General features: G+C 64.3%; 24 protein-coding genes. 3 read left to right on the top strand and 21 right to left on the bottom strand.

The annotated features are described in order from the left end of the window. Positions 1-21: 21 nt before the first annotated feature. The 13 genes from AOP75_RS04960 to AOP75_RS05010 form a co-directional block, all read right to left on the bottom strand. Positions 22-816, bottom strand: a complete 795-nt coding sequence (locus AOP75_RS04960; protein WP_062077196.1) for a metallophosphoesterase family protein — start codon at positions 814-816, stop codon at positions 22-24. Then, a complete protein-coding gene (locus AOP75_RS04965; RefSeq protein ID WP_062077197.1) occupies positions 810-1,361 on the bottom strand; it encodes a hypothetical protein in 552 nt (183 codons plus the stop codon). Before AOP75_RS04965 ends, AOP75_RS04960 begins: the two co-directional genes overlap by 7 nt. Then, on the bottom strand, positions 1,358-1,801 hold the full coding sequence (locus AOP75_RS04970) for a hypothetical protein (RefSeq protein WP_062077198.1): 444 nt from the start codon (positions 1,799-1,801) through the stop codon (positions 1,358-1,360). Before AOP75_RS04970 ends, AOP75_RS04965 begins: the two co-directional genes overlap by 4 nt. Then, the gene (locus tag AOP75_RS04975) at positions 1,795-2,259 is read right to left on the bottom strand and encodes a hypothetical protein (protein ID WP_161794535.1); all 465 of its coding nucleotides are present in this window, start codon (positions 2,257-2,259) and stop codon (positions 1,795-1,797) included. Before AOP75_RS04975 ends, AOP75_RS04970 begins: the two co-directional genes overlap by 7 nt. Continuing rightward, the gene (locus AOP75_RS04980) at positions 2,252-2,713 is read right to left on the bottom strand and encodes a hypothetical protein (RefSeq protein ID WP_062077200.1); all 462 of its coding nucleotides are present in this window, start codon (positions 2,711-2,713) and stop codon (positions 2,252-2,254) included. The genes AOP75_RS04975 and AOP75_RS04980 overlap by 8 nt, the downstream gene beginning before the upstream one ends. Then, positions 2,713-3,153 carry a hypothetical protein gene (locus AOP75_RS04985; protein ID WP_062077201.1) on the bottom strand — a complete coding sequence of 147 codons (441 nt, stop codon included), beginning with the start codon at positions 3,151-3,153 and terminating at the stop codon, positions 2,713-2,715. The genes AOP75_RS04980 and AOP75_RS04985 overlap by 1 nt, the downstream gene beginning before the upstream one ends. Beyond that, a complete protein-coding gene (locus AOP75_RS04990) occupies positions 3,150-3,551 on the bottom strand; it encodes a hypothetical protein (protein WP_062077202.1) in 402 nt (133 codons plus the stop codon). The genes AOP75_RS04985 and AOP75_RS04990 overlap by 4 nt, the downstream gene beginning before the upstream one ends. After that, entirely contained in the window at positions 3,548-3,985 is a 438-nt protein-coding gene (locus AOP75_RS04995; protein ID WP_062077203.1) for a hypothetical protein, read from the bottom strand. Before AOP75_RS04995 ends, AOP75_RS04990 begins: the two co-directional genes overlap by 4 nt. A 1,053-nt stretch (positions 3,986-5,038) precedes the next feature. After that, entirely contained in the window at positions 5,039-5,176 is a 138-nt protein-coding gene (locus tag AOP75_RS12605) for a hypothetical protein (protein ID WP_161794536.1), read from the bottom strand. Between the two features lie 104 nt (positions 5,177-5,280). Next, positions 5,281-5,502 carry a hypothetical protein gene (locus AOP75_RS05000; protein WP_062077204.1) on the bottom strand — a complete coding sequence of 74 codons (222 nt, stop codon included), beginning with the start codon at positions 5,500-5,502 and terminating at the stop codon, positions 5,281-5,283. A 4-nt stretch (positions 5,503-5,506) separates the two neighbouring features. Continuing rightward, entirely contained in the window at positions 5,507-5,902 is a 396-nt protein-coding gene (locus tag AOP75_RS13000; protein ID WP_083966711.1) for a ubiquitination-like system serine protease family protein, read from the bottom strand. After that, positions 5,899-7,071 carry a DUF6791 domain-containing protein gene (locus AOP75_RS05005; protein ID WP_083966712.1) on the bottom strand — a complete coding sequence of 391 codons (1,173 nt, stop codon included), beginning with the start codon at positions 7,069-7,071 and terminating at the stop codon, positions 5,899-5,901. Before AOP75_RS05005 ends, AOP75_RS13000 begins: the two co-directional genes overlap by 4 nt. Next, complete coding sequence (locus tag AOP75_RS05010; protein WP_062077206.1) at positions 7,046-7,336, bottom strand: multiubiquitin domain-containing protein; 291 nt, start codon at positions 7,334-7,336, stop codon at positions 7,046-7,048. Before AOP75_RS05010 ends, AOP75_RS05005 begins: the two co-directional genes overlap by 26 nt. Positions 7,337-7,469: 133 nt before the next feature. Here AOP75_RS05010 and AOP75_RS12610 point away from each other — a divergent pair, with 133 nt between their 5' ends. Further along, positions 7,470-7,805: a type II toxin-antitoxin system RelE/ParE family toxin gene (locus tag AOP75_RS12610; protein WP_062077207.1), complete on the top strand. Its 336-nt coding sequence runs from the start codon at positions 7,470-7,472 to the stop codon at positions 7,803-7,805. A gap of 19 nt (positions 7,806-7,824) precedes the next feature. Next, positions 7,825-8,943, top strand: a complete 1,119-nt coding sequence (locus AOP75_RS05020) for a HigA family addiction module antitoxin (RefSeq protein WP_062077208.1) — start codon at positions 7,825-7,827, stop codon at positions 8,941-8,943. A 51-nt stretch (positions 8,944-8,994) separates the two neighbouring features. On the opposite strand, the gene AOP75_RS05025 is transcribed toward AOP75_RS05020, so the two are convergent. From AOP75_RS05025 to AOP75_RS05040, 4 genes are all read right to left on the bottom strand, one after another. Continuing rightward, positions 8,995-9,735 carry a hypothetical protein gene (locus tag AOP75_RS05025; RefSeq protein ID WP_152649952.1) on the bottom strand — a complete coding sequence of 247 codons (741 nt, stop codon included), beginning with the start codon at positions 9,733-9,735 and terminating at the stop codon, positions 8,995-8,997. A gap of 398 nt (positions 9,736-10,133) precedes the next feature. After that, positions 10,134-11,603 (bottom strand): ApeA N-terminal domain 1-containing protein, encoded by a 1,470-nt coding sequence (locus AOP75_RS05030; RefSeq protein WP_152649953.1) that lies wholly within the window; start codon positions 11,601-11,603, stop codon positions 10,134-10,136. Between the two features lie 383 nt (positions 11,604-11,986). Then, a complete protein-coding gene (locus AOP75_RS05035) occupies positions 11,987-12,589 on the bottom strand; it encodes a class I SAM-dependent methyltransferase (RefSeq protein WP_062077211.1) in 603 nt (200 codons plus the stop codon). Between the two features lie 131 nt (positions 12,590-12,720). Next, a complete protein-coding gene (locus AOP75_RS05040; RefSeq protein WP_062077212.1) occupies positions 12,721-14,058 on the bottom strand; it encodes a hypothetical protein in 1,338 nt (445 codons plus the stop codon). A gap of 240 nt (positions 14,059-14,298) precedes the next feature. Here AOP75_RS05040 and AOP75_RS05045 point away from each other — a divergent pair, with 240 nt between their 5' ends. Continuing rightward, the gene (locus tag AOP75_RS05045) at positions 14,299-15,255 is read left to right on the top strand and encodes a cytochrome c biogenesis CcdA family protein (RefSeq protein WP_062077213.1); all 957 of its coding nucleotides are present in this window, start codon (positions 14,299-14,301) and stop codon (positions 15,253-15,255) included. A gap of 112 nt (positions 15,256-15,367) precedes the next feature. On the opposite strand, the gene AOP75_RS05050 is transcribed toward AOP75_RS05045, so the two are convergent. The 4 genes from AOP75_RS05050 to rplI all read right to left on the bottom strand — a co-directional run bounded on the left by AOP75_RS05050 (position 15,368) and on the right by rplI (position 19,164). Continuing rightward, complete coding sequence (locus AOP75_RS05050) at positions 15,368-16,024, bottom strand: redoxin family protein (RefSeq protein ID WP_062077214.1); 657 nt, start codon at positions 16,022-16,024, stop codon at positions 15,368-15,370. Between the two features lie 141 nt (positions 16,025-16,165). After that, positions 16,166-17,533, bottom strand: a complete 1,368-nt coding sequence (gene dnaB, locus AOP75_RS05055; protein WP_062077215.1) for a replicative DNA helicase — start codon at positions 17,531-17,533, stop codon at positions 16,166-16,168. Positions 17,534-17,889: 356 nt separating this feature from the next. Then, complete coding sequence (locus AOP75_RS05060; RefSeq protein WP_062077216.1) at positions 17,890-18,603, bottom strand: GNAT family N-acetyltransferase; 714 nt, start codon at positions 18,601-18,603, stop codon at positions 17,890-17,892. A gap of 114 nt (positions 18,604-18,717) precedes the next feature. After that, on the bottom strand, positions 18,718-19,164 hold the full coding sequence (gene rplI, locus AOP75_RS05065; protein ID WP_062077217.1) for a 50S ribosomal protein L9: 447 nt from the start codon (positions 19,162-19,164) through the stop codon (positions 18,718-18,720). Positions 19,165-19,166 lie beyond the last annotated feature (2 nt).

The raw sequence follows: 19,166 nt of genomic DNA on the forward strand, positions 1-19,166 counted from the left end.
CTCCGCTGGCCGCTGTTGGGGCTAGCCGGAGATGTTCAGGTACTCGACGGTCAGTGTGGCGGTATCGAGTAGGGCGACGCCGTGTGTGTCGTCTCCGTCGCGGGCGAGGCCACACACCCGTACGGGCGTATCAGCTTCCGGGTCGGCGAAGGGCTGGTGCCAGGTGTCGTTGACGGGGACGTGGTAATGGCCGTGGATAAGGAGTGAGGGCCGCACGGCGGCGACGGCTTGGGTGAAGCGCAGGCGGCTTTGGTGGGCGTCGTTGACGTCGTGGAGGTCGAACTTCGCGGTGAGGCTGCGTTCGATGGACGGCACTGGGTAGGGGGCGTCGTGGGAGATCATCACGTCCGCATGACCGCCCTCGATGGTCGCTTCGACATCGGCGTCGGTGACGGCTTCTTGTGGCCACCACAGGGTGCGCGCTCCACGCATCCCCTCGAGCCGCAACCGGTAGGAGCGGTCAACAGATCCGGCGCCGCCGAGCCATACGAAGGTGCGCCCATCGTGTTCGCTGCGGTGTCCTCGCGGGGCGAGAAGGATCCGTTCCCGAAACTCGAGCCATCCGACCGCCACCGTCTCAAGTTGGTCGATCTGGTCGTAGTTGTCGTGGTTGCCCGGTGCGACGTACATGGTCATACCGAGTTCAGCGAGGTGATCGTTGACGTGGTGCCAGGCTCTGCCTCCCGTGGGTGAGAAGCCGATGCCGAGATCACCGACTTGGATGACGGTGGTGATACCTCGCGCGTGGAGGGCGTCGAGGGAACGAGCCAGCCACGAGTGGTTGGCGTGGACGTCGCCGATGAGTCCAATCAGCATAGGAATGCCTCGATTTCGTTGAAGTGCTCCGGCGTAAGTCCGCAGCGGGTGTTGGGGCAGATGGTGAGCAGGCGGTCGGTGTTGAGCCATGCGAGCTCGCCGTCGTTTCCGGAGTTGCGTTGGCTGGTTTGCCACTGGGTGATCTCGTCGTCGATCCAGACGACCCGGTCGTCACTGTGTTGGAGGGCGTGGCGCACGTGGGCGGCTTTCCACCAGTCGAGACTGGATGGAGTGTTGCGGACGTGCCAGGGGGCGACGCGCCAGTCGTGTCCGATTCCGATGTTGGGTGCCAGGAGTTCGACGGCATAGTTTCCCCAGGTGGTGCACCACCACATGTGGACGTCCGGAGTGTTTTCGATCATGTGCAGGGAGTCGATGGCTGCGAGATTCCAGGTGAGAGTCCCGGATCCCATGGGTGCACCGAAGTTCACGTGTCGCCTTTGCCACGTGTCCGGGGGCCAGTGTTCGAGATCGTCGGGACTGTCAGGCTGGGCGTTGATGACGCCGTCGACGTCGATATAGACCTGCGTGAGGGCGCCGGTCATGGCCGCACTCCAAGGGGCGCGCCGTCGAATGCTCCGAGGAGGTCCTCGAGCCAGGCCGGCACGCTGGTGTGTTGGATGAGTTCGCGGCACGGACTGGCGTGTAGCCAGTAGATCGGCAGCCTGCCTGGGGTGCGGTCTGGGGAGAGAAGCATGTGTTGGGAGCCGGCGCGCAGAGTCCATGGTTGGACATCGAAGTAGTCGATCTCGTCTCCCGGAATCCACCCGTCGGCGTCCCATGCGACTTCTTCGGCCTGGAGCCACAGGAGTTTGTGCCACGACGCGTCGAGCCTCAGCGGGGTGGAGTCTCCACCTGCCAGGCGTAGATACCGTGGGGTGGAGGTGCGTGCGTCGCACCAATACACGCTGCTGGACTGCAACGAGCGCACTTCATACAGTGCAGGCTCGGCCCGCACGTTGAATGCCAAGGGTGCGGTCACCATGTCTCGATCCCGTACTTCTTGAGTTTGGTTTCGGGGCCGATCGCGAGGTCTTCGTCGGAAGGCTGCGCCTCAAGTTGGTCGATCGCTGCGGTGATGCGTGGACACCAAGGAAACGCGTACGTGGTCCCGTCGGGGTTGTAGTCCTCACACGCCATGAGCGGTCGGGCGCCGACTCGGAGCACCCATGGAGGGGTGTCATCCCAATCGACGTCTCCCGGTGCCAGCGGCACACCGTCGCGCTCAAACAGCGGCAGCGAGACAAGGTCGGTGAGATCCACCCACTGGCCGTCAGTCTCATCAAACTCGGTGGCGTACTGAATGAGGTTCGGGTTCGCACGCAGCACGCGAGGATGGGCGAACCGGGTGTCCACGTAGTACGACACGGGCGACGAACTCAGCACCAGGTAGAGACCGGGCTGGTCCATGATGTTCACTTCCGTGAGGGTCATCTCAGTCACCGCCGTCCCGCTGACCGTGGTCGGTGCACTCGGTGGGCCTCGGAGGTGGGGTCGAGGGCTTGAAGTGATGGCCGGCCGGGAGCACGGCCTGTGGCCACTCTTGCACTGGGACCTCGGAGTTGAACTCCCAGTCGACGGCAGACAGCGCTGTCGCGATCGGCACCTCGATGGTGTGGACGTCGTCGCCGTCACGGACGAACACCGAATGCGCCATACCCACGCGCAGTACGGCCGGCTCCTCCTGACCGTGATCGTCGGGCCCGGACATGACCCACAACAGGGATGCCCGCAGGCCCGCGAAACCCGTCGCTGCACCCTTAGTTGAGACTAGGCGGACGTGGTCGCGGCCGACCCCGGTCAGTTCGAACTCGATCCTCTGTCCGTCCTCGCAGTCCATCACAAACGTGCCCACAGCGTTTCGCACCTGCACCCGCGTCAATTCGTACTCCTGCATCACACTTCTCCCTTCTGAATCCACGCCACCTCCGCCACCTCACCGGTGGCCGTATCCGCCGTGAGCTGGATGATTTCGGCACAGGTCGCCAGACCCAGCCGTTGGGTTTGGCCGCGCGACATCACCCACACCGTCGGGCTGTACAGCCGCACCCGTCCCACCTTGAGGTCCCCGAATGTCCGCTCGGCCATAGCGATGGGGTGGCCAAGGACGGTGTGAGTGGCCGGCGCCGACGTCACCCACATCAGCGGCCACCACCAGCCATGCCAGTCCTGGCCGTCTCGTGTCCGCTGCGGCATGAACGCCACTTGTGGGTGCTCCAGGTCCCGCAGATCGACATACATGTCACCGCCCGCGATCGAGCGGACACGGAACACCCCCTCGTCACGGTGGAGGTTCAACGCGGTGCAGTAGTCGCGCTCGGGATGCCTGACGGTCATAGCGCACCCACCCAGTCAGGGACCTCATCGAGGCACTCGATGCGTGCAGCCTCGGTCGACAACACCCCATGCAAGGGTCCGTGATCGGGATGCATATCGGGCGTCGCGAACACATGACAGGCGCCCTCGGCGAGAACCCAGGACTCGATCGCACTCCCGGGACGACCACGCCCAAAGGGACTGACCCCGTCGTACCCGTCATGCAGGCAGTACAGATTCGCTAGGGGCTGCCATGCAGCATCAAATCTGTTGGAGTACGAGATCACCGAACGCGCCCGAAAGTACCGCGCGCACGCCCGGCCGCGACGTACGTCGACGACGTATCGCGTGCCCGAAGCGGTGTGCACGACCAGCACTCCACGGTGCTTAAGCAGGTTGATGGACGTCTCGGCAGTCATGACTGCGGCCCGTCAGAGAAGTCGACCTCATCCGGGCCACGAGTCCTCACACGCAACTCAGGCATCTCATCGAGGACCTCGATGCCTTCCAGCGTCCTCGGAACCCAAAACCCGTCAAAGAGCGGGTTGCCGCCAGGCAACTCGTAGACGAGCCTGTGACGCCGCCCCACCATCAAAACCCACGCCTCATGCGGCGTCGCGCGCTGCTCGGGAGTCAGCCACCCGTCGTCGTACGGCTCGACCCTGAGGAGTCGTAGCCATCGGTTGTCCAGCGGATCCTCGCCCGTATTGCCCGCGCCACGCACCCGCATGACCGACGGGACATCGCCGCGCTGATCGATCGCATACGTCGTGGACGACGCCGACAACAACAGCCACGCACCGCCGGCCGCACCGCCCTCAAGGTCGACCACTCGAAGCCCGTCACTGGCCATGTCACACCTCCCCAATCGTGAGAGGCCTCGCACCACCAACGCGGCGCCGACGAACGACCTCTCACTGGCAGTGTGAACCGACTTGGCCGTTCTAGTACAGCATCTAGAGGAACGTCTATCTTTCTATCTAACAGGGACTTTGCAGTGGTAGCCTCACGCCGACTATCGCCTGACGCCCAATATCCTTCGACCCGCATATCGAGCGCGAAGCCATGTCGCAGTAGCCCTAAATCGCTGAGGTAGCCCGCATTGACTCAGGCCGAGAAGCGGTGCGATCACACGCTGTAGCGGCGCCTCAATTTCGCTCAGGGCGAAACCGCCGTGCGACCATCGAGGCGCTCGGGATGTGCGGTCCGGCGAGACGCGGGCATCCGCGCCCGTCGCTACCGGAGCACGAGGATCCTCGGCGTTGCCGGGCGTGCTTCCTGCATGCAAACCTCAAGCGACGTCATAACAGTCCAGCGCACAACGCCGTGGGGTGCTCGGTGGTAGCGGTTCGGGGCAGAGGCGCGTCGCGCCTTCGGAGAGCCTGCGACGCACACTCGGCGCACTGCGCCGTTCGTCAGCACGCTGAACTCTCGTACGGACTCCCCATGAACAGGCGCTCTCACGCGACCTGGTAGCGAGACGAGTTTGAACCGATCAACGCCAGAGATTCCGCAAGACTGGACCCGTGCCGTTCAGGAGCGCGGGACACGTCACGCCGAGCCGCGCAGAATTCTGAGCGTACAGACAGAATTTTGTCATCCCGCGCAATTTGAGTTGCGAGTGAGAGCGTGGACAGCAACCGGGAGCCTTCGCTCGTCTCAGCGTAGAGCGCTCCGCTCACGAGGGACGCGCGGTGGAGCAACACGTAGCGTCGTCGGGGTCACACGCCTCAGGCCACGGTGAGGAAATTTCGGATCGCACCCTCGATTCCGGCCTGCGGCACGGAGGCGGGGCGGCACGAAAGGTGCGGGCCTCACGCCCGACGGTTGATAGTCGACGGCACCGATACGTGATGAAGGGCACTCCGCCACGCCCTGGCCCCAGATGCACTTGCGACGGCCACGCTCAGACCGTCTGAATCCCGGTGCGGTCGTTCATCACGATCTCCTTCACTTGCCCGTGCGGCCATGACTTCGACGTCATGGCCACTGAGAGTGCAGGCACCACTAGGGCGGCGTCCCCAAAGTGCTGCCGTTCAGACATTTCCTTGAGTCTCGCAGTCCTGGACGCGACGTCCTACAGACGCGCACCGCAAGGCACCGAGCACCCGACGACCACAACTGATGGCGTGTGCACACCCTCGCGCCCTATCTCCACAGGAGGCCGAGGCCCTCGATCCACGACCCCGAAGCTTGCTGCAAAAGTTGAGCGGCAGCGGCAGCCTCGGCGCGCCACACGGTCTCGAACCCGTCTGTCACCACTTCGGGGTGGGTGACGGCAAGGATGGCCAACACAATTGCAGCGGCCTCCCGCACAGCACGAGGCAAATAGTCCCCGCAGCGCAAGACGAGAGCGACTGCATTGGCCACGAAGTCATGCTCGACTACCTCCTGTCAGACGTCTCCAAAGGCGGCGGGGCCATGACGAGTGCGCGCCGATTGCAGCGTCGCGCAATGCGTGATCTGACTGTCGGTTGACGGCAGCTCGATCGTCGCTCATTGTTCCGGCCCATTGGATCACCCCGCGCGTGATCACGTAGTGCGATCTGCAGGGCAGTCCCCAATTGCCAATTGAGGGGGACAGCGAGATCTCGCCGTCAAACGTGGCTTTCCATTGGGTAGGCGAAAGCGGGGTGACCACCTCGCGTTCGCAGCCGCAGGCGCATAGGTGCACGGCGGTGGAGTACTCGTACGAGATATAGAGGGTGTCGGGGTCGAGCTTGTGCGGGACGTGCGTCACGAAGGCCGGCACGACGCGACGAGTTCTCACGACTTATCCTCGTCACAACGGAGTTCGTCGGTGTAGATCTTGTAGATGGTCTCGCGGGAGGGCGTGTGAGTGGCGTAGTAACCGAGGTAGCGCTTCCACTGCACGACCGCGTAGGCGGCGTTGAGCATGTTGAGTTCGGCGGTTTGGATGTTGCGGTCGTAGTCGGGATCAAAGGGGACTGTCCCGCTACCCGTCGTAGGCGTCGGATCTTCGGGGAGCAACATAGTGGAGCAGACGAGACCCGACAGGCCGGAGGGCTCCTCGTCGACGCCCATTCCGACGGTGACGACGGGTATGCCACGCTCATGCAACCACGTCATGATTGCGTGCTTCGCCGGCGCGTCGGCTGCGGCGAGGAAGACGAAGGTGCAGTCGCTGAGCAGTTGGAGGTTGTCCTCGTCGAGGAAGACCGGGTGGGCCGTGATGCCTGTGTGCATGTGGCCATAGAGGCCGGCGAAGTACTCGGCCTTGTTGAGTCGGACCCTAAGAGCGTCGATGTCGGCGGCTCCCGGAGCGCGGAAGGCGTTGTGGTTGTCGAGAACGTCACCGTCAAGGAGCACAATCCTGTCTACCCAGGTCTTCGCGACCTGGTCGAGGATGTAGCTGCCCGTGCCGCCAACGCCGACGATGCCGATTGTGTGGCCGCGAAACTTGCTGTTGAGTTCGGCCAGGCCCGCCCGGGATGTGGCGGAGTCGCGGTAGATGAATGGGAGCCCTTCTTCGACTTCCTGCCATGCCGCTCCCGGGGTGAGGTTGACCGTGGAGTCGACAGCGATCGCAGGGTGTCCAAGGTTCCGCGCATACGAGGTGATCTTGTCGTAGTGGTTTTCGTACTTCCCTTGGCGTTTTGGCTTGAGGGAGATCATGAACTGAGCGGTCAGACCCGGTCCAATGACACGACGGTCGGGGGACGGACCCCCCAAAGGGGTTCCGTCTTCGTGGTGCGGTTGCTCGCCGACGAACCAGATCCGGTGGTCGCCGGATTGGTCGACGGCGGTGTCGCCGCTGAATGTGACCGGAAAGGCGAGCTGGCCGTACGCGACCGTCCTTGCTTTGGTCACGTACGGCACTTGATTGACGACGAGGTGGCCTCCGACGAGGCTCAGGTCGTAGCCCTCGTCGAGCAGGCGCACCGTATGCGGGTCATGAGCGAACGGTGACGTAGGCATCGAAAACCATCCCCTTCTTCACCGGGACGCTCTGGCCGGGCCGAAGGCTGCCCTGGCCATTGCCGTGTACTCCTCGCGAGAACTCGACACGGGCTTCCTCGTTCGCGGCGACAGGCTGGTTCGGGTAAGTCAGTGCGAGTACCTGCTCGAAGCTGATGCTGCGCTCGGTCCACTCGTGGGGCCGGGTGTTGATGATGATCGTGGTCGCGGGCTTGCCGCGGTCGTTGTCGTCCGCAGGAGACGCCTTCTGCTCGGGTATGGTCATGGAAAAATCTCACATTCGTTGTCGATCGCGTCGCGGCAGGACGTTCGGCGATCGTAGTTTTATGAACCAATCTGGTGTAGCAATTGAAATGCTACACCGACTTGGTGTATATTTCCAGTCATGGGGTGGCGTCGTGGAGATCGGCTTTCGTCGCGAGAGCGAGGCAGCACTCTTCAACGACTCATCTCAACTTCGGCGCAAGTACGGAAAGGACTGCGCCGAACGGATCGAGGCGCGCCTTGCCCAGATCGATGCCGCGCCATCTCTCGCAGCGCTCGCCAAGCTCCCCCAAGCTCGCTTGCATCAGCTCGTCGGGAATCGCGACGAGCAGTTTTCGCTTGACCTCAAGCACCCACTTCGTTTGATCGTCGAGGTCGCTGATGACCCAGTGCCACGCCTCGCGGACAATGGAATCGACCGGCAGCAGGTCACGAGGCTCGCATTCGTCGAGATCACGGACACCCACTAACTAGACGGGAGAGGCAGACATGACCGCTGACGCAACTGCACTGCAGTGGCACGCGTATGCCCCCAAACGCACACCGCACCCCGGCGTGACATTGCGCGAAACTCTCGAAGCGCTCAACATGTCGCAAAGCAAGCTCTCCACACGCACTGGCCTCACGCAGAAGCACATTAACCAGATCATCCAGGGCAACGCGTCCATCTCGCCTGCGACCGCTTTGCTCCTCGAAAGGGCGACGGGCGTCCCCGCCGACCTGTGGAACAACCTGGAGTCTCGCTACCAGGACCTCAAACTGCGCCAGGAAGAGGCAGTCGAGCTCGCTGAGCGAGCCTCGTGGCTAGAGCGGGTGCCCGTGACAGAGTTGCGCAAGCGCGGGTTCATCACCGCGACCATGCGCGACAAGGGACTACTGGTTCAACAAGTCATGGAATTCTTCGGTGTTGGCTCCCTTGATGCGTGGGAGCAAACATGGAACCGACCGGCCGCAGCATTTCTGCAGTCAAGCGCCTACGAAATCAATGCTGGCGCCGTCGCCGCTTGGCTACGACTTGGCGAGATCGCGGCCTCAAAGCAAGACCGCGAGTACGGCGAGTTTGATAAGGCAGCTCTTCGGGCGGCCCTCCCCGGCCTCAGAGCACTCACCCTTGAGCGCCCGAAGGACTTCTTCCCTAAACTCACGCAAATCTGCGCCGACATTGGAATCGCTGTCGTACTTGTTCCAGACATCCCCGGAACGCGCGCAAGCGGCGCAACGCGCTTTCTGTCACCGCAACGCGCACTCGTGCAACTGAGCAACCGCGGAAAGCGCAATGACAAGTTCTGGTTCGCCTTCTTTCACGAGCTAGCCCACCTGCTCCTTCACGGCAAGAAGGGCACGTTTGTTCACATCGACCCCAATGGCGACTCGAGCCCCGACACGGGATACGAGCAGGAGGCCAACGACTACGCAGGCCGTCTTCTGATCCCGTCAGAGGCAGAAGCGCGGCTCCGCGCGATACGCACCCCCGATGAGGCCCAGCGGCTCGCGAGCGATATCGGCGTAGCCCCCGGAATCGTCGCAGGACGAGTGCAGCGCGAAACGCAGGACTGGACATTCGGTATGTCACTGTGCACGAAGTTTGAGCTAAAGACGCGGACCTGAGACTCCTCGTCGCTCGCCGCCCACACGACAAACTCCAATCGGCAGGCGTCTCTAGCCGTCAACAACTTGCCCCGTCTGCATTGGACCATGCTGGTTCAGACCGACGAACCTTCCGGGGAACGCGATGCCGGTCTTGCGCTCGGGCAGACTCTGGCCTCCCAAGGTGATTCGGTCCCTGAACCCGGTGGGGAGGCCAAAGTCATCGGTTCTAGGAGTTGGGCCATCTGGGTACAGCCCTGGATGAGGGGGCGCAGTCAAGCCGTCGACCTGGTCACCCCGGCTCTCGAAGTGTTCGCGCGCGAGTCCATGGAAGAGCGCACCGTGGACCCATGCCACCATCTCGCACTCTTGCAGAACCTCGTCGATGTCAATCTGCACCTGCGACACCTCAAGCCCTGGGTTGTCTTTTCTCCGACCCGGGGAACGGTGCAGCGCTTCGATGACGGGAGCGCGTATTACGTCGGTCGTCTTCGGACCGTTGATGTCACTCAGCCTGATGCTTCCCTCAGGGGTTGGCGCGGCAGTCGTGATCGCTAGCCTCATGTCATCTCGCGCGGCGACAGCGAGTCCATGCTTGGTCTTGTTGTACACCCCATGCAGATAAAAATCGGACCTGCTCAGGAGAAGAGATGCGTAGTGAAGCCAAGACTCGAATACATCGAGCGTCGAGACGACGTCATCCTTGTCGCGACGGAGGTAGATTTCTGGCGCTGGGAGAAGTAGATCGGCAAGCCGTTGGCCAGTGGCCTCTATCTTCAATGCGTCCCAAAGCATCCGGTTGACGTCGCGCACTGTCGTCGGTCCCTCCGAGACCTTCAGCCAAATACAACGCGGCTGCGGGGTCGAGTCATCGAGCGCGGCCCAAGCGAGCCTGACGGTGTTTTCGGCCAGTTGCTGTCGGAGCACGAAGGCATCTAGTGCGAGTTGTGTAGCGGCGATTCTGGCAGGAGACCGACGGTCGGATGGGGCGGTGCGCAGGTCATGCTCTCCAACTACATCGCTCGGCGCCTCAGTCCCTTGCTGCACAGCGCCCGGCGCGGAGTCGGAATCAGCAGAATGTGCGCGCCAAGTACGCATCATGGACACGCGTGACTTGGTGAGCGCGAAGGGATCAGACGAGAGAAAAGTGTCATCGAGGGCTTCAGCCTGTGCCTCACTGAGATCAGCGCCAGTTGCTTCTGGATAGATCACTACCTGTTCCCGTCTCTTGTGGAGCCAAACCGCTCATGGGCCCGTCTAGCTACGGCGCCCAACAACGTGGAGTCAGCCACCAGCGCACTCAGCGCGCTTGTCGGAACCCCCAGTTCCATGAGCAGGTTGAGCGTCACCACAGCGGCCGTTACGTCGATGATCGTCAGCAATGAGTGGACACTGTGGTTCGGGGCCCTGCCCGCGTGACTCAACTGGTTGCGGGCGTCGACCGCGAGGCGCGCCCACGTCGCACGATCGTGCACGACGAGATCGCCGACCCGTCCCGGCAAGCGATCAACGAGGAACTCAAGACGTTCTCTAAGCGGCGCTTCGTTCGCTGCAAGGCGTTCCAACACCCAATCGTGATGCGCTTCATCAACTGCGCCAGCTGCAGCCTTCTGTATCCGCTTGTGCTCACCCCGCGAAAAAGGACGTGGGGGGTCGAGATCGCGGCTGAGCGACTCTGCGGCGCCGACGGACGCAAGAAGTCGACTCTCGAGATACGCGTGCCCGCCGAACTTGAGGCTAAGGAGGAGATTTACAGCCGCCCTGTGCTTTTCGCGTGTCGCGAGCCAGCGCGGCACCAGATCGCAAAAGGGCAACTCTCGGGCCGTAATCAACAGATGCGGTGCACGCTTGCTTCTCGACGCGAGTCGTTCCGCCCCGCGTTGACGAGTCATGACGCCCACACCCCTCGGCAGGCCACGTCCCGGGTGACCTTTGCGGAGCGTTTCGGTCTCCCGGGGGAGGTTCGCGCGGATGGACAGGACGGCGCTCGGTTCCCGAGCGATAAACGTGATCAGGTCCTGTAAGGCCTGCACTATCGATTTGACGTCCGCGAGGGATGCCGGCGACCCAAACTCTACGGAGACTACGGGCCTATCGTTCATCTCCGCGCTGTAACCGCCGCGACTGACGTTGACCCCGTTCACCCTCCACTGGTGCCAGATCGAGAACGAGATAGAACCAGAGCTCGCCGTCTGTGCGGGCTGCCTGTGCAGTTCGATGCCGGTGACAAGGCTGTCCCCGGGCTTCCCTCGGTGCTCCGAGAATGACGACTCTCCAAGCCAGAGTGCAACACTCTCAATGGCGCATTCGAATCCGATGAAGGCTCGCTCTTCGCGAGCCGCCAGCAATACGCCAAGAAGCGCGTCGCTCGCCACGAGAGTCTGCTCGTAGGGGTCGATCCCGCCAATGGAGCGGGTCGGCGTCACCCCAACAAGTGTGATGGGCTTGCCCGCGACGTAACCGTGGACAATCGGATACTCGGTCACACCACCCGTGTAAGCCCGTGCGCCGGGGCCCATCTGTTCCCACTGGCCCGACTCGAAACCTCCCGCGAGCTTCACGCTGACACCGTCAGCCGGCGAATACGCCAATTGACCGCCGAATCGAGTTTCGGGTGACGACGGCAACCACCATTCGCCCCAAAATTCTTGTGCTTCGAGTAGTTCGATCGGCTCGGACATCCTCGCCCCCAGAGAAGTATCGTGTCGTGTCCAGTAGTAGCACTTCAGTCCGGAAACAGCGCTTCACAACGCTCGTTGCGCGGGTAGGACTCGTGGGGAACAATACCCCTGGTAAATTGGCACTTGCGAAACTTGCTGAGATAGCGGCCGGTCGCACTGGTCTCCTCGGCCCCCTTTTCGACCAGGTTTTGTGCTCAGCGTATCTCAGCATTTTGCTGGGATTCGCACGCGGCGGACACTAGCCCCCTCCGCCCTTTCCGCCAAATGGCTCCATTTGGTCGTTTTAGCCCGCTATAACAGGCACTTTGTGCCACTTCAGCGGTGCGGTAAGGCGGGCCGATGCCCGAGCACGTTGGCTTATCGCGCACCGCGGTGCCGGTGGCTCATCGCGGTTGTCGCGCGACAACGTGAAAGACATGCCAGCGCTTGGGGCCGCTGAACGACTCGCCTTCCTGGTCCTCTTCTTCCCAGTGGAGGATCTCGAGGCCATCGAAACGGGCGTTGGCCTCGCGCTCGCTCAGGCACGTGACTAGGGGATTCGCACTCCATCCATCGCGGTCGCCAAACAGGTCGACGGCGAGGAGTGCGCCGGGCGTGAGCGCGGCGCGCACGCGGGCCCACACCGCGGACTGGGAATGCGCGGGAAGCCACGGGAGCGTGTATCCCGCATAAATGAGGTCGGCTAGGGGAAGCGCCGGAGCGGAAGCAAGGTCGACCTCGTGAGTCACCACACAGTCCCGGGCTTCCGGCGGCAATCGCTCCCTCAGCGCCGCCAGGCCCGTGCCATCGGAGTCGTACGCGTGAACACGCCACCCGGCCTCGACAAATGCGGCGGACTCGACCCCAGCGCCAGCACCCAGGTCCAGGGCGACCCGGCCAAGTCCCGGCCCAGCGAGACGGCTTGCCACCGACCACAACGGCCTGGGAGTCTCGCGCTGCACCTGTCCCGCGTTGTAGGCGGACCAGTCCTTGCGCTTGACGGTCATGGGGCCATGCTACGCAGCACGCACACAACGAAGGGGCCGCCGCTGCACGAGTGCAGTGACGGCCCCGAGGCGCGGGCCGGGCTGATGGGAACAGCCCGCGCCTGATGTCGCGTGAGAGCGACACGATGTGGCTATCCGGTGACGGAGGTCACCTCGTTGAGGGCGTAGCCCACCTCAACGGACTTCCAGATCTCGCCGGTCACATAGTCAACGATGTGGACGCTCTGGGCGGCCGGGTCATTGACGTACGCCATGCCATCGACAACCTGGACTGACGGGTGAGCCGTCTGCCACTCCTCGGGAACCTCCCACGCATCGATGACCTGCACCTCGACGGTCTGCTCGCCGGTCGCGGGGTCCATGGTGCGCAGTACGCCGTCGGTGCCCAGCGTCAGCACCTCCCCGTCGTCACCGCGAGCCTGACCACGCCAGGTGTACAGAGCATCGGCCCCCTGGAAGGGGTCGACGACCTCGAGCGTTTCGGCGGCCGGGTCGATGAGCACGATCTCGCTCAGCCCGAGGCCGCCCTCCGAGTCCGTCTTGAGGTCGCCCAAGACAATGTCGTGGCCGTCGACAGCGTGCAGGTTGCCCGTGCGCGCCACGTCACCGTCGGTCTGGCCGGCGATCTTGTGCGCGTGGTCGCCGTGGAACACGAGGACGCCGTCCCCGCAACCGAACAGCACCAGTTCCGTGCCGTCCGACGTCTCGACGGCAGTCTGACCGTGCACAGCGGGGCAGTCGTCGCTCACGACTACCTCATTGCCCTGGCCGTCGAGCAGCATGGCCCCCGACCGCTCTTCGTCGTTGCCGCGGGTGGCCCACATGTCGCCGCCTTCCTCTGCAACGGCGACTCCGTGGTGAGCTTCGGCAGCACTCCACTCGCGCATGACGTGCGGGTGCTCGTGCTCAACCACGTCGGTCCACTCGGATGTCTCGACGACGAGAACGTTTCCAGTCCCGTCATCCCACAGGGCGGTGAGGCCGTCGTGGGGCGTGACGTGGCCGGGGGTCTCAGCCTCGATGAACAGGTCCGTCAGCGCAGGCTCTGCGGTGAAGTAGTGGTCGTGATCGCCGTGGCCCTGCGACCACGTGCCGGCGTCGAGGATGGCCCAGCCGCCTTCGGTGGACACTGCCACGTGGCGGCCGTCGCCAGCGGGTGAGACCCGGTTGAAGCCGTCGATCGCCATGTCGCCTTCGACCTCGAGGGTGTGGGCATCGAGCACCACGACACCGCCGTCGTAGGTGCCGACGATGCGTGGGGTGCGGCTCGAGGCTTCTTGCGCGGAGCCGGTGGCGCCTTCCGTGTCGTGACCCTCACCCTCGTGTTCGGGGTGGGCGTCGGCAGAGGCGCCGGCCGATGCTGCGGCGCTCGGAGAATCAGAGTCGCCGTCGGCGTCGGTAGCGCAGGCGGTCAGGGCGAGCAGTGCAGCGAGGCCTAGGGCGGGGGCTGCGACGGGAGTGATTTTCATCGTGGGGTGACCGCAGTGCGGTCATGCCTTTCTCTTGTCAGTGATGCCAGCCACGAGTGCTGGCGGGGGCGACCCTCGACCATGCGAAGGCTAGTAGGGCAAACGTAACACATACTGGTAATCATTATCATTCGCAGTAACTGGCGATTTCCACCGGCGGGGCGAGTAGCGTGATCCCCTAGGCCCATCCGGGACGTCACACGCTACGAACACGTGAGTGCCCGACCTTCAGGAGGACTCATGATCGACTCGGCAGCACTCGCATACGCTCTTGTTCTGGGCGCCGTTGCCGCCTTCAACCCCTGCGGGTTCGCCCTGTTGCCGGCCTACATCACCGCCATCGTGACTGGCAGTGCAGACGCCGAGGCAACCCGAGCATCGGCGCTGCGCCGCGCCATCCGCTTTGGCGTGGCCATGAGCCTGGGGTTCCTCGTGGTGTTTCTCCTGCTGGGTCTGCTCTTTGGGGGAGTGAGCCTCGCACTGCAGGCGTCGATCCTGCCGTACGTGTCCTACGTGACCATCGTCATCGGCGTCGGCCTCGTGTGGCTGGGGGTCGTCGTGACCGCCAAGGGAGAGATGCGCGGTCCCGGCCTCCGCATGAGCGGTGCGGCTCCACGCACGACCTTCTGGTCCCAAGTCGGCTACGGAGCCGCCTTCGCGGTCGCTTCCCTTAGCTGCACGATCGGACTGTTCCTGGTGGTCGTCGCGCAAGCGCTGAGCGCCTCGGGCCCCGTCGCCGTCGTGACGCCGTTTGTCGCCTACGGAGTGGGCATGGGCACCTCGGTCGTGCTCGTGTCGATTGCCGCCGCGCTCGTGGGCTCGGGGCTCGCGTCCGCGCTCCGCCGTCACACCGTCACACTGATGCGCATCGGTGGCGTGCTGATGGTCGTCGCCGGACTCTACGTCGTCGTGTTCGGCCTGGCCGAGGTACTGCCTCGCTTCGGCATCGATGCCCTCGACCCGGTCCTCGAGGTGACCATCTCCGCACAGAACGCCGTCTCACAGGCCGTGAGTTCATGGGGCACGCCGGTGCTGCTCGTGCTCGCCGCGATCGCCCTTGTGGCTGTTGCCTGGGCATTCGCGACCGGGCGCCGAGAAAAGCCACGCGGAGACCAGAACCACCAGGCACCGGCCAGCGCCATCCGCATGGCCGACTCGTCGACGCTCGACTCCATCAAGCGCGCATCAGAGAAGTAGCGCCTACCGCGAGGCTAGGTCCGCGCATGCGTAAGCCGCTTCGCGTGGCCCGCACACATGCGCAGGGGCCGGGGTCGCTACCGACCTCGGCCCCTGCGTCACGGGTGTGTCGCTACTTGGCAGCGAGCTCCTCTGCGGCCGCGATGATCCCGTCCGTGTCCAGCGAGCCGCCGATGGTCTCGATGGACCCGTCGTCGTTGATCAACACGAACGCGGGCTGGTACGCCACCCCAAAGCCTGCCCACAGCGAGCCGTCTTCATCAAAGATGTGGTCGAAGCCGTCGACGCCATAGGTGTCGACGAAGCCCTGGGACGAGGCCACATCTGCCTGGCCCGGGAGGCCATAGAGCGCGACGCCCTCAGGCAATTGCTCATTCGCGGCCGCCACCTTGGGGGCCTCGGCCTGGCACGTGGGGCACCACGAGGCCCAGGCCCACAGGATCGCGTCCGTTCCTGCGAGTGAGGCGCCGTCGAAGTCCTCACCGTCAAGGGTGACCGTGGTGAACTGGAGTTCCTCGGGGACATCCGCGGCCATCGCGTCGCTCGAGCCCTCCTCATCGTTTTCCATCGCATCACCGGACTCCATCGCGTCCTCAGTGGGCTCGCTCGTGGGCTCCATGGCGTCCGCAGTGGGTTCCGTCGACGCTTCCATCGCGCCCTCGGAGGCGCTCATGGAGTCGCCAGGCTCGGCCTCGCTCGCGCAGGCGGCGAGCGTGAGCGCGGCGGCGCCGATCGCGGCTGTGGTGAAGAAGCGGTGTGTGCGGATCATGGATGCCTCCCAGGTGGGTGCGGGGTCACGTGTCATTGTCGCCTGACGGCGCCTAACGGGCATTCGGAGCGGGCCGATGCCCGGATGGGTGGGCCAGTTCGGGCACCTCGGCACGGGGCCACAGTGGCACCCGCGCCTGGACTACATGTCAGGCGCCATGTCCGTGAAGTGGGCGTAGTCCTTCTTGAAAGCGACGGCGATGGTATCCGTGGGACCGGCGCGGTGCTTGGCGACAATGAAGTCGGCCTCGCCAGGCCGGTTGTCGCGGTCGTAGACGTCTTCGCGGTGGAGCAAAATCACGATGTCGGCGTCCTGCTCGATGGCACCCGACTCGCGCATGTCAGACAACATGGGCTTCTTCTCCGTGCGCTGTTCTGAGCCACGGTTCAGCTGCGAGATCGCGATCACGGGTACCTCGATCTCCTTGGCCAGCAGTTTGAGCGCGCGAGAGAACTCGGAGACCTCTTGCTGGCGCGACTCAACCTTGCGGCCGGAGCTCATCAGCTGCAGGTAGTCCAGTACTACGAGTCCAAGGTTGTGCTGCTGCTTGAGCCGGCGGCACTTGGCGCGGATCTCCATGAGCGTCATGTTGGGGGAGTCGTCGATGAACAGCGGAGCCTTGGCCAGCCGAGCGGCCGTCTGGGCCAAACGCTCCCAGTCGTTTGGGCCCATCGGACCCTTCGTGAGCTTCGAGAGCTTCACGCTCGCCTCGGCCGACAGCATGCGCTTGGTGATCTCCTCGCGGCTCATTTCGAGCGAGAAGATGACGGATGCGCGGTCATGGTGGATCGATGCCGAGCGGGCGATGTCCAGGCCTAGCGTCGACTTACCGACAGCGGGACGCGCCGCGATAACGACCATCTGGCCGGCCTGAAGGCCACCCGTGAGCTCATCGAGGTCCCGGAAGCCGGTCGGGATGCCGAGCATGGCGCCGTCGCGGCTCGACGCCGCGTCGACCTGCTCAAGAGTCCGCTCCATGACGTCGCCCAGCGACAGGTAGTCCTGGGTGTTGCGGCGCTCGGTGACCTTGAAGATCTCCGCCTGCGCACCGTCAACCACGGCATCAATCTCAGCGCCGTCGCCGTCGTACCCCATGCCAGCAATACGCGTGCCGGCCTCGACCAGCCGCCGCAGGATCGCCTGCTCGCGCACCAGCCGCGCGTAGTAGCCCGCCGATGCCGCAGAGGGCACGACCGAGATGAGCGTGTGGAGATATTCAGCGCCTCCGACACGGCCCAACTGGTTGGAGCGCTGCAGTTCGGCTCCCACGGTCAGCGCGTCGACGGGATCGCCGCCGTTGTACAGCTTGACCGCGCAGTCGAAGATCATCTCGTGGGCGGGCTTGTAGAAGTCATCGGCGCGGACCATCTCGATGACGTCAGCCATCGCGTCCTTCGACAGCAGCATGGAGCCCAGGACCGACTGCTCGGCCTCGAGGTTCTGCGGAGGGAGACGCTCATACGTGGTCGGCTCGGGGCCGTACGACGCTTCGAGTTCATCCACCGACATCTAGCGCTCCACCTCCACTTGTGACCTTGGAGACAGTGTCTCGCGAGGGTCCGACACGCCAAGGTAGAGGCCCCGGCGCGGCCGCACAAGTTCGGCCGCGAGCGACCCGTGGATAGAGCGACCCAGATCCGTGGATGAACTGTGGGTAACTCCCGGGAACGCCTGTGGACACCTGTGTGGATATCACGAAATCTCACGGCCATAATCGCCGTCTACCAGGAGAAACGTTCCGACCGCGCCTGGGGACAACCGTCAACAAAAGGTTCTCGGCGTGTCGCCCTCCGGCGTGTCGCGACGGCACTCCGACCATCCCCTGCGGCGAGCCAACACCGCCATCCCAGCCAGCGCATCGGCCCTCACCCAAGCGCTACCGCGGACTGCATTCCCATCTCAACGAACCCCAGCCTGTGCGCAAGTCCCTGGGACAACGCATTGCTGCGGCTCGCACGCCATTGAGCGACTCCGTGGGTCGCTATCGCCCTTGACGCGGCGTGCGCGACAGCAGCGCCTCCGTACCCCCGCCCTCGGTGGAGCGACGAAGTCAGCACGCCCAAGTGAGCAAGCGACCCCGCCCATGGCTCATACCCCGCCACGCTCGCCGGTGCACCATCGCGCCCCCTCACCACCCACCGGTCGCTCATGTCCGCGAGGCCGCTCTCCGCCCATTCCGCGTCAGACGCCTCGCCGCGTACGGCCGCGATGGCCTCTGGAGTACCAGCCTCTGCTTCACCTCGGGTAGGCATCTCTGCATCGCGGAACGACAGCGTCGCGGTCCCCACTTCACGCGGCTGTAGCTCGGCAAGCAGGCTCATCATCATCGACGGTTCCAGGTGCTCGGTGCCGCTCCACGGCGCCAACAGCCCAAGGGCGCGCCCCGGGCCCAGCACCACATGGGTCGCGGCGAACGTGACAGACACGACGGCCTCCATTGACTCACGTTCGACCAGCCGGCTTCCCGCCGCGTCAAACCATGGAGTGGGCACACCGAGCCGTTCGCTCCACGCGTTCACCACGGCCTCGCATCCGCGTGGCGAGAGGGCGGCATCCTCGAATCCGGGCATGGCGGTCATAGCGCCTGAGTATGCCAGCGCACGCCGGGCGCCCGCCCAAGGGCCAACGCAAAAGCCCCGGCCCACAACCCCTCGTGAGGAGTCGCGGGCCGGGGCCCTCGCGTGTGAAGCGCGTTACTTCGCGGCGACCACCTGAACGGCGACGGTCGCGGAGACCTCACCGTGCAGGGAGACGTTCACCGTGTACTCGCCCAGCGCCTTGATGGGCTGGCCGATGTGGATGCGGCGCTTGTCGACTTTCGCGCGGTCGCCAATTGCGTCGGCGATGTCGGCCGGCGTCACAGCGCCGAAGAGGCGACCGGACTTGCCGGCCTTGGCCTCCACCTTGACGGGGGCGGACTGCAGCGTGTTGCGTGCAGCCTGTGCCTCCTCGACGGAAGCGATCTCCTTGGCGCGCTGCGACTTGCGCATGGCGTCGATCTGCTTCTCCGCACCAGCGGACCACGGGGTGGCCAGCTTGCGGGGAACCAGGTAGTTGCGTGCGTAACCGTCCTTGACGTCAACGACGTCGCCGGCGATGCCGAGGCCAGAGACCTCGTGGGTCAGGATGAGCTTTGCCATTG

This window comes from Demequina globuliformis, assembly GCF_000975155.1.
Taxonomy (GTDB): Bacteria; Actinomycetota; Actinomycetes; order Actinomycetales; family Demequinaceae; genus Demequina; species Demequina globuliformis.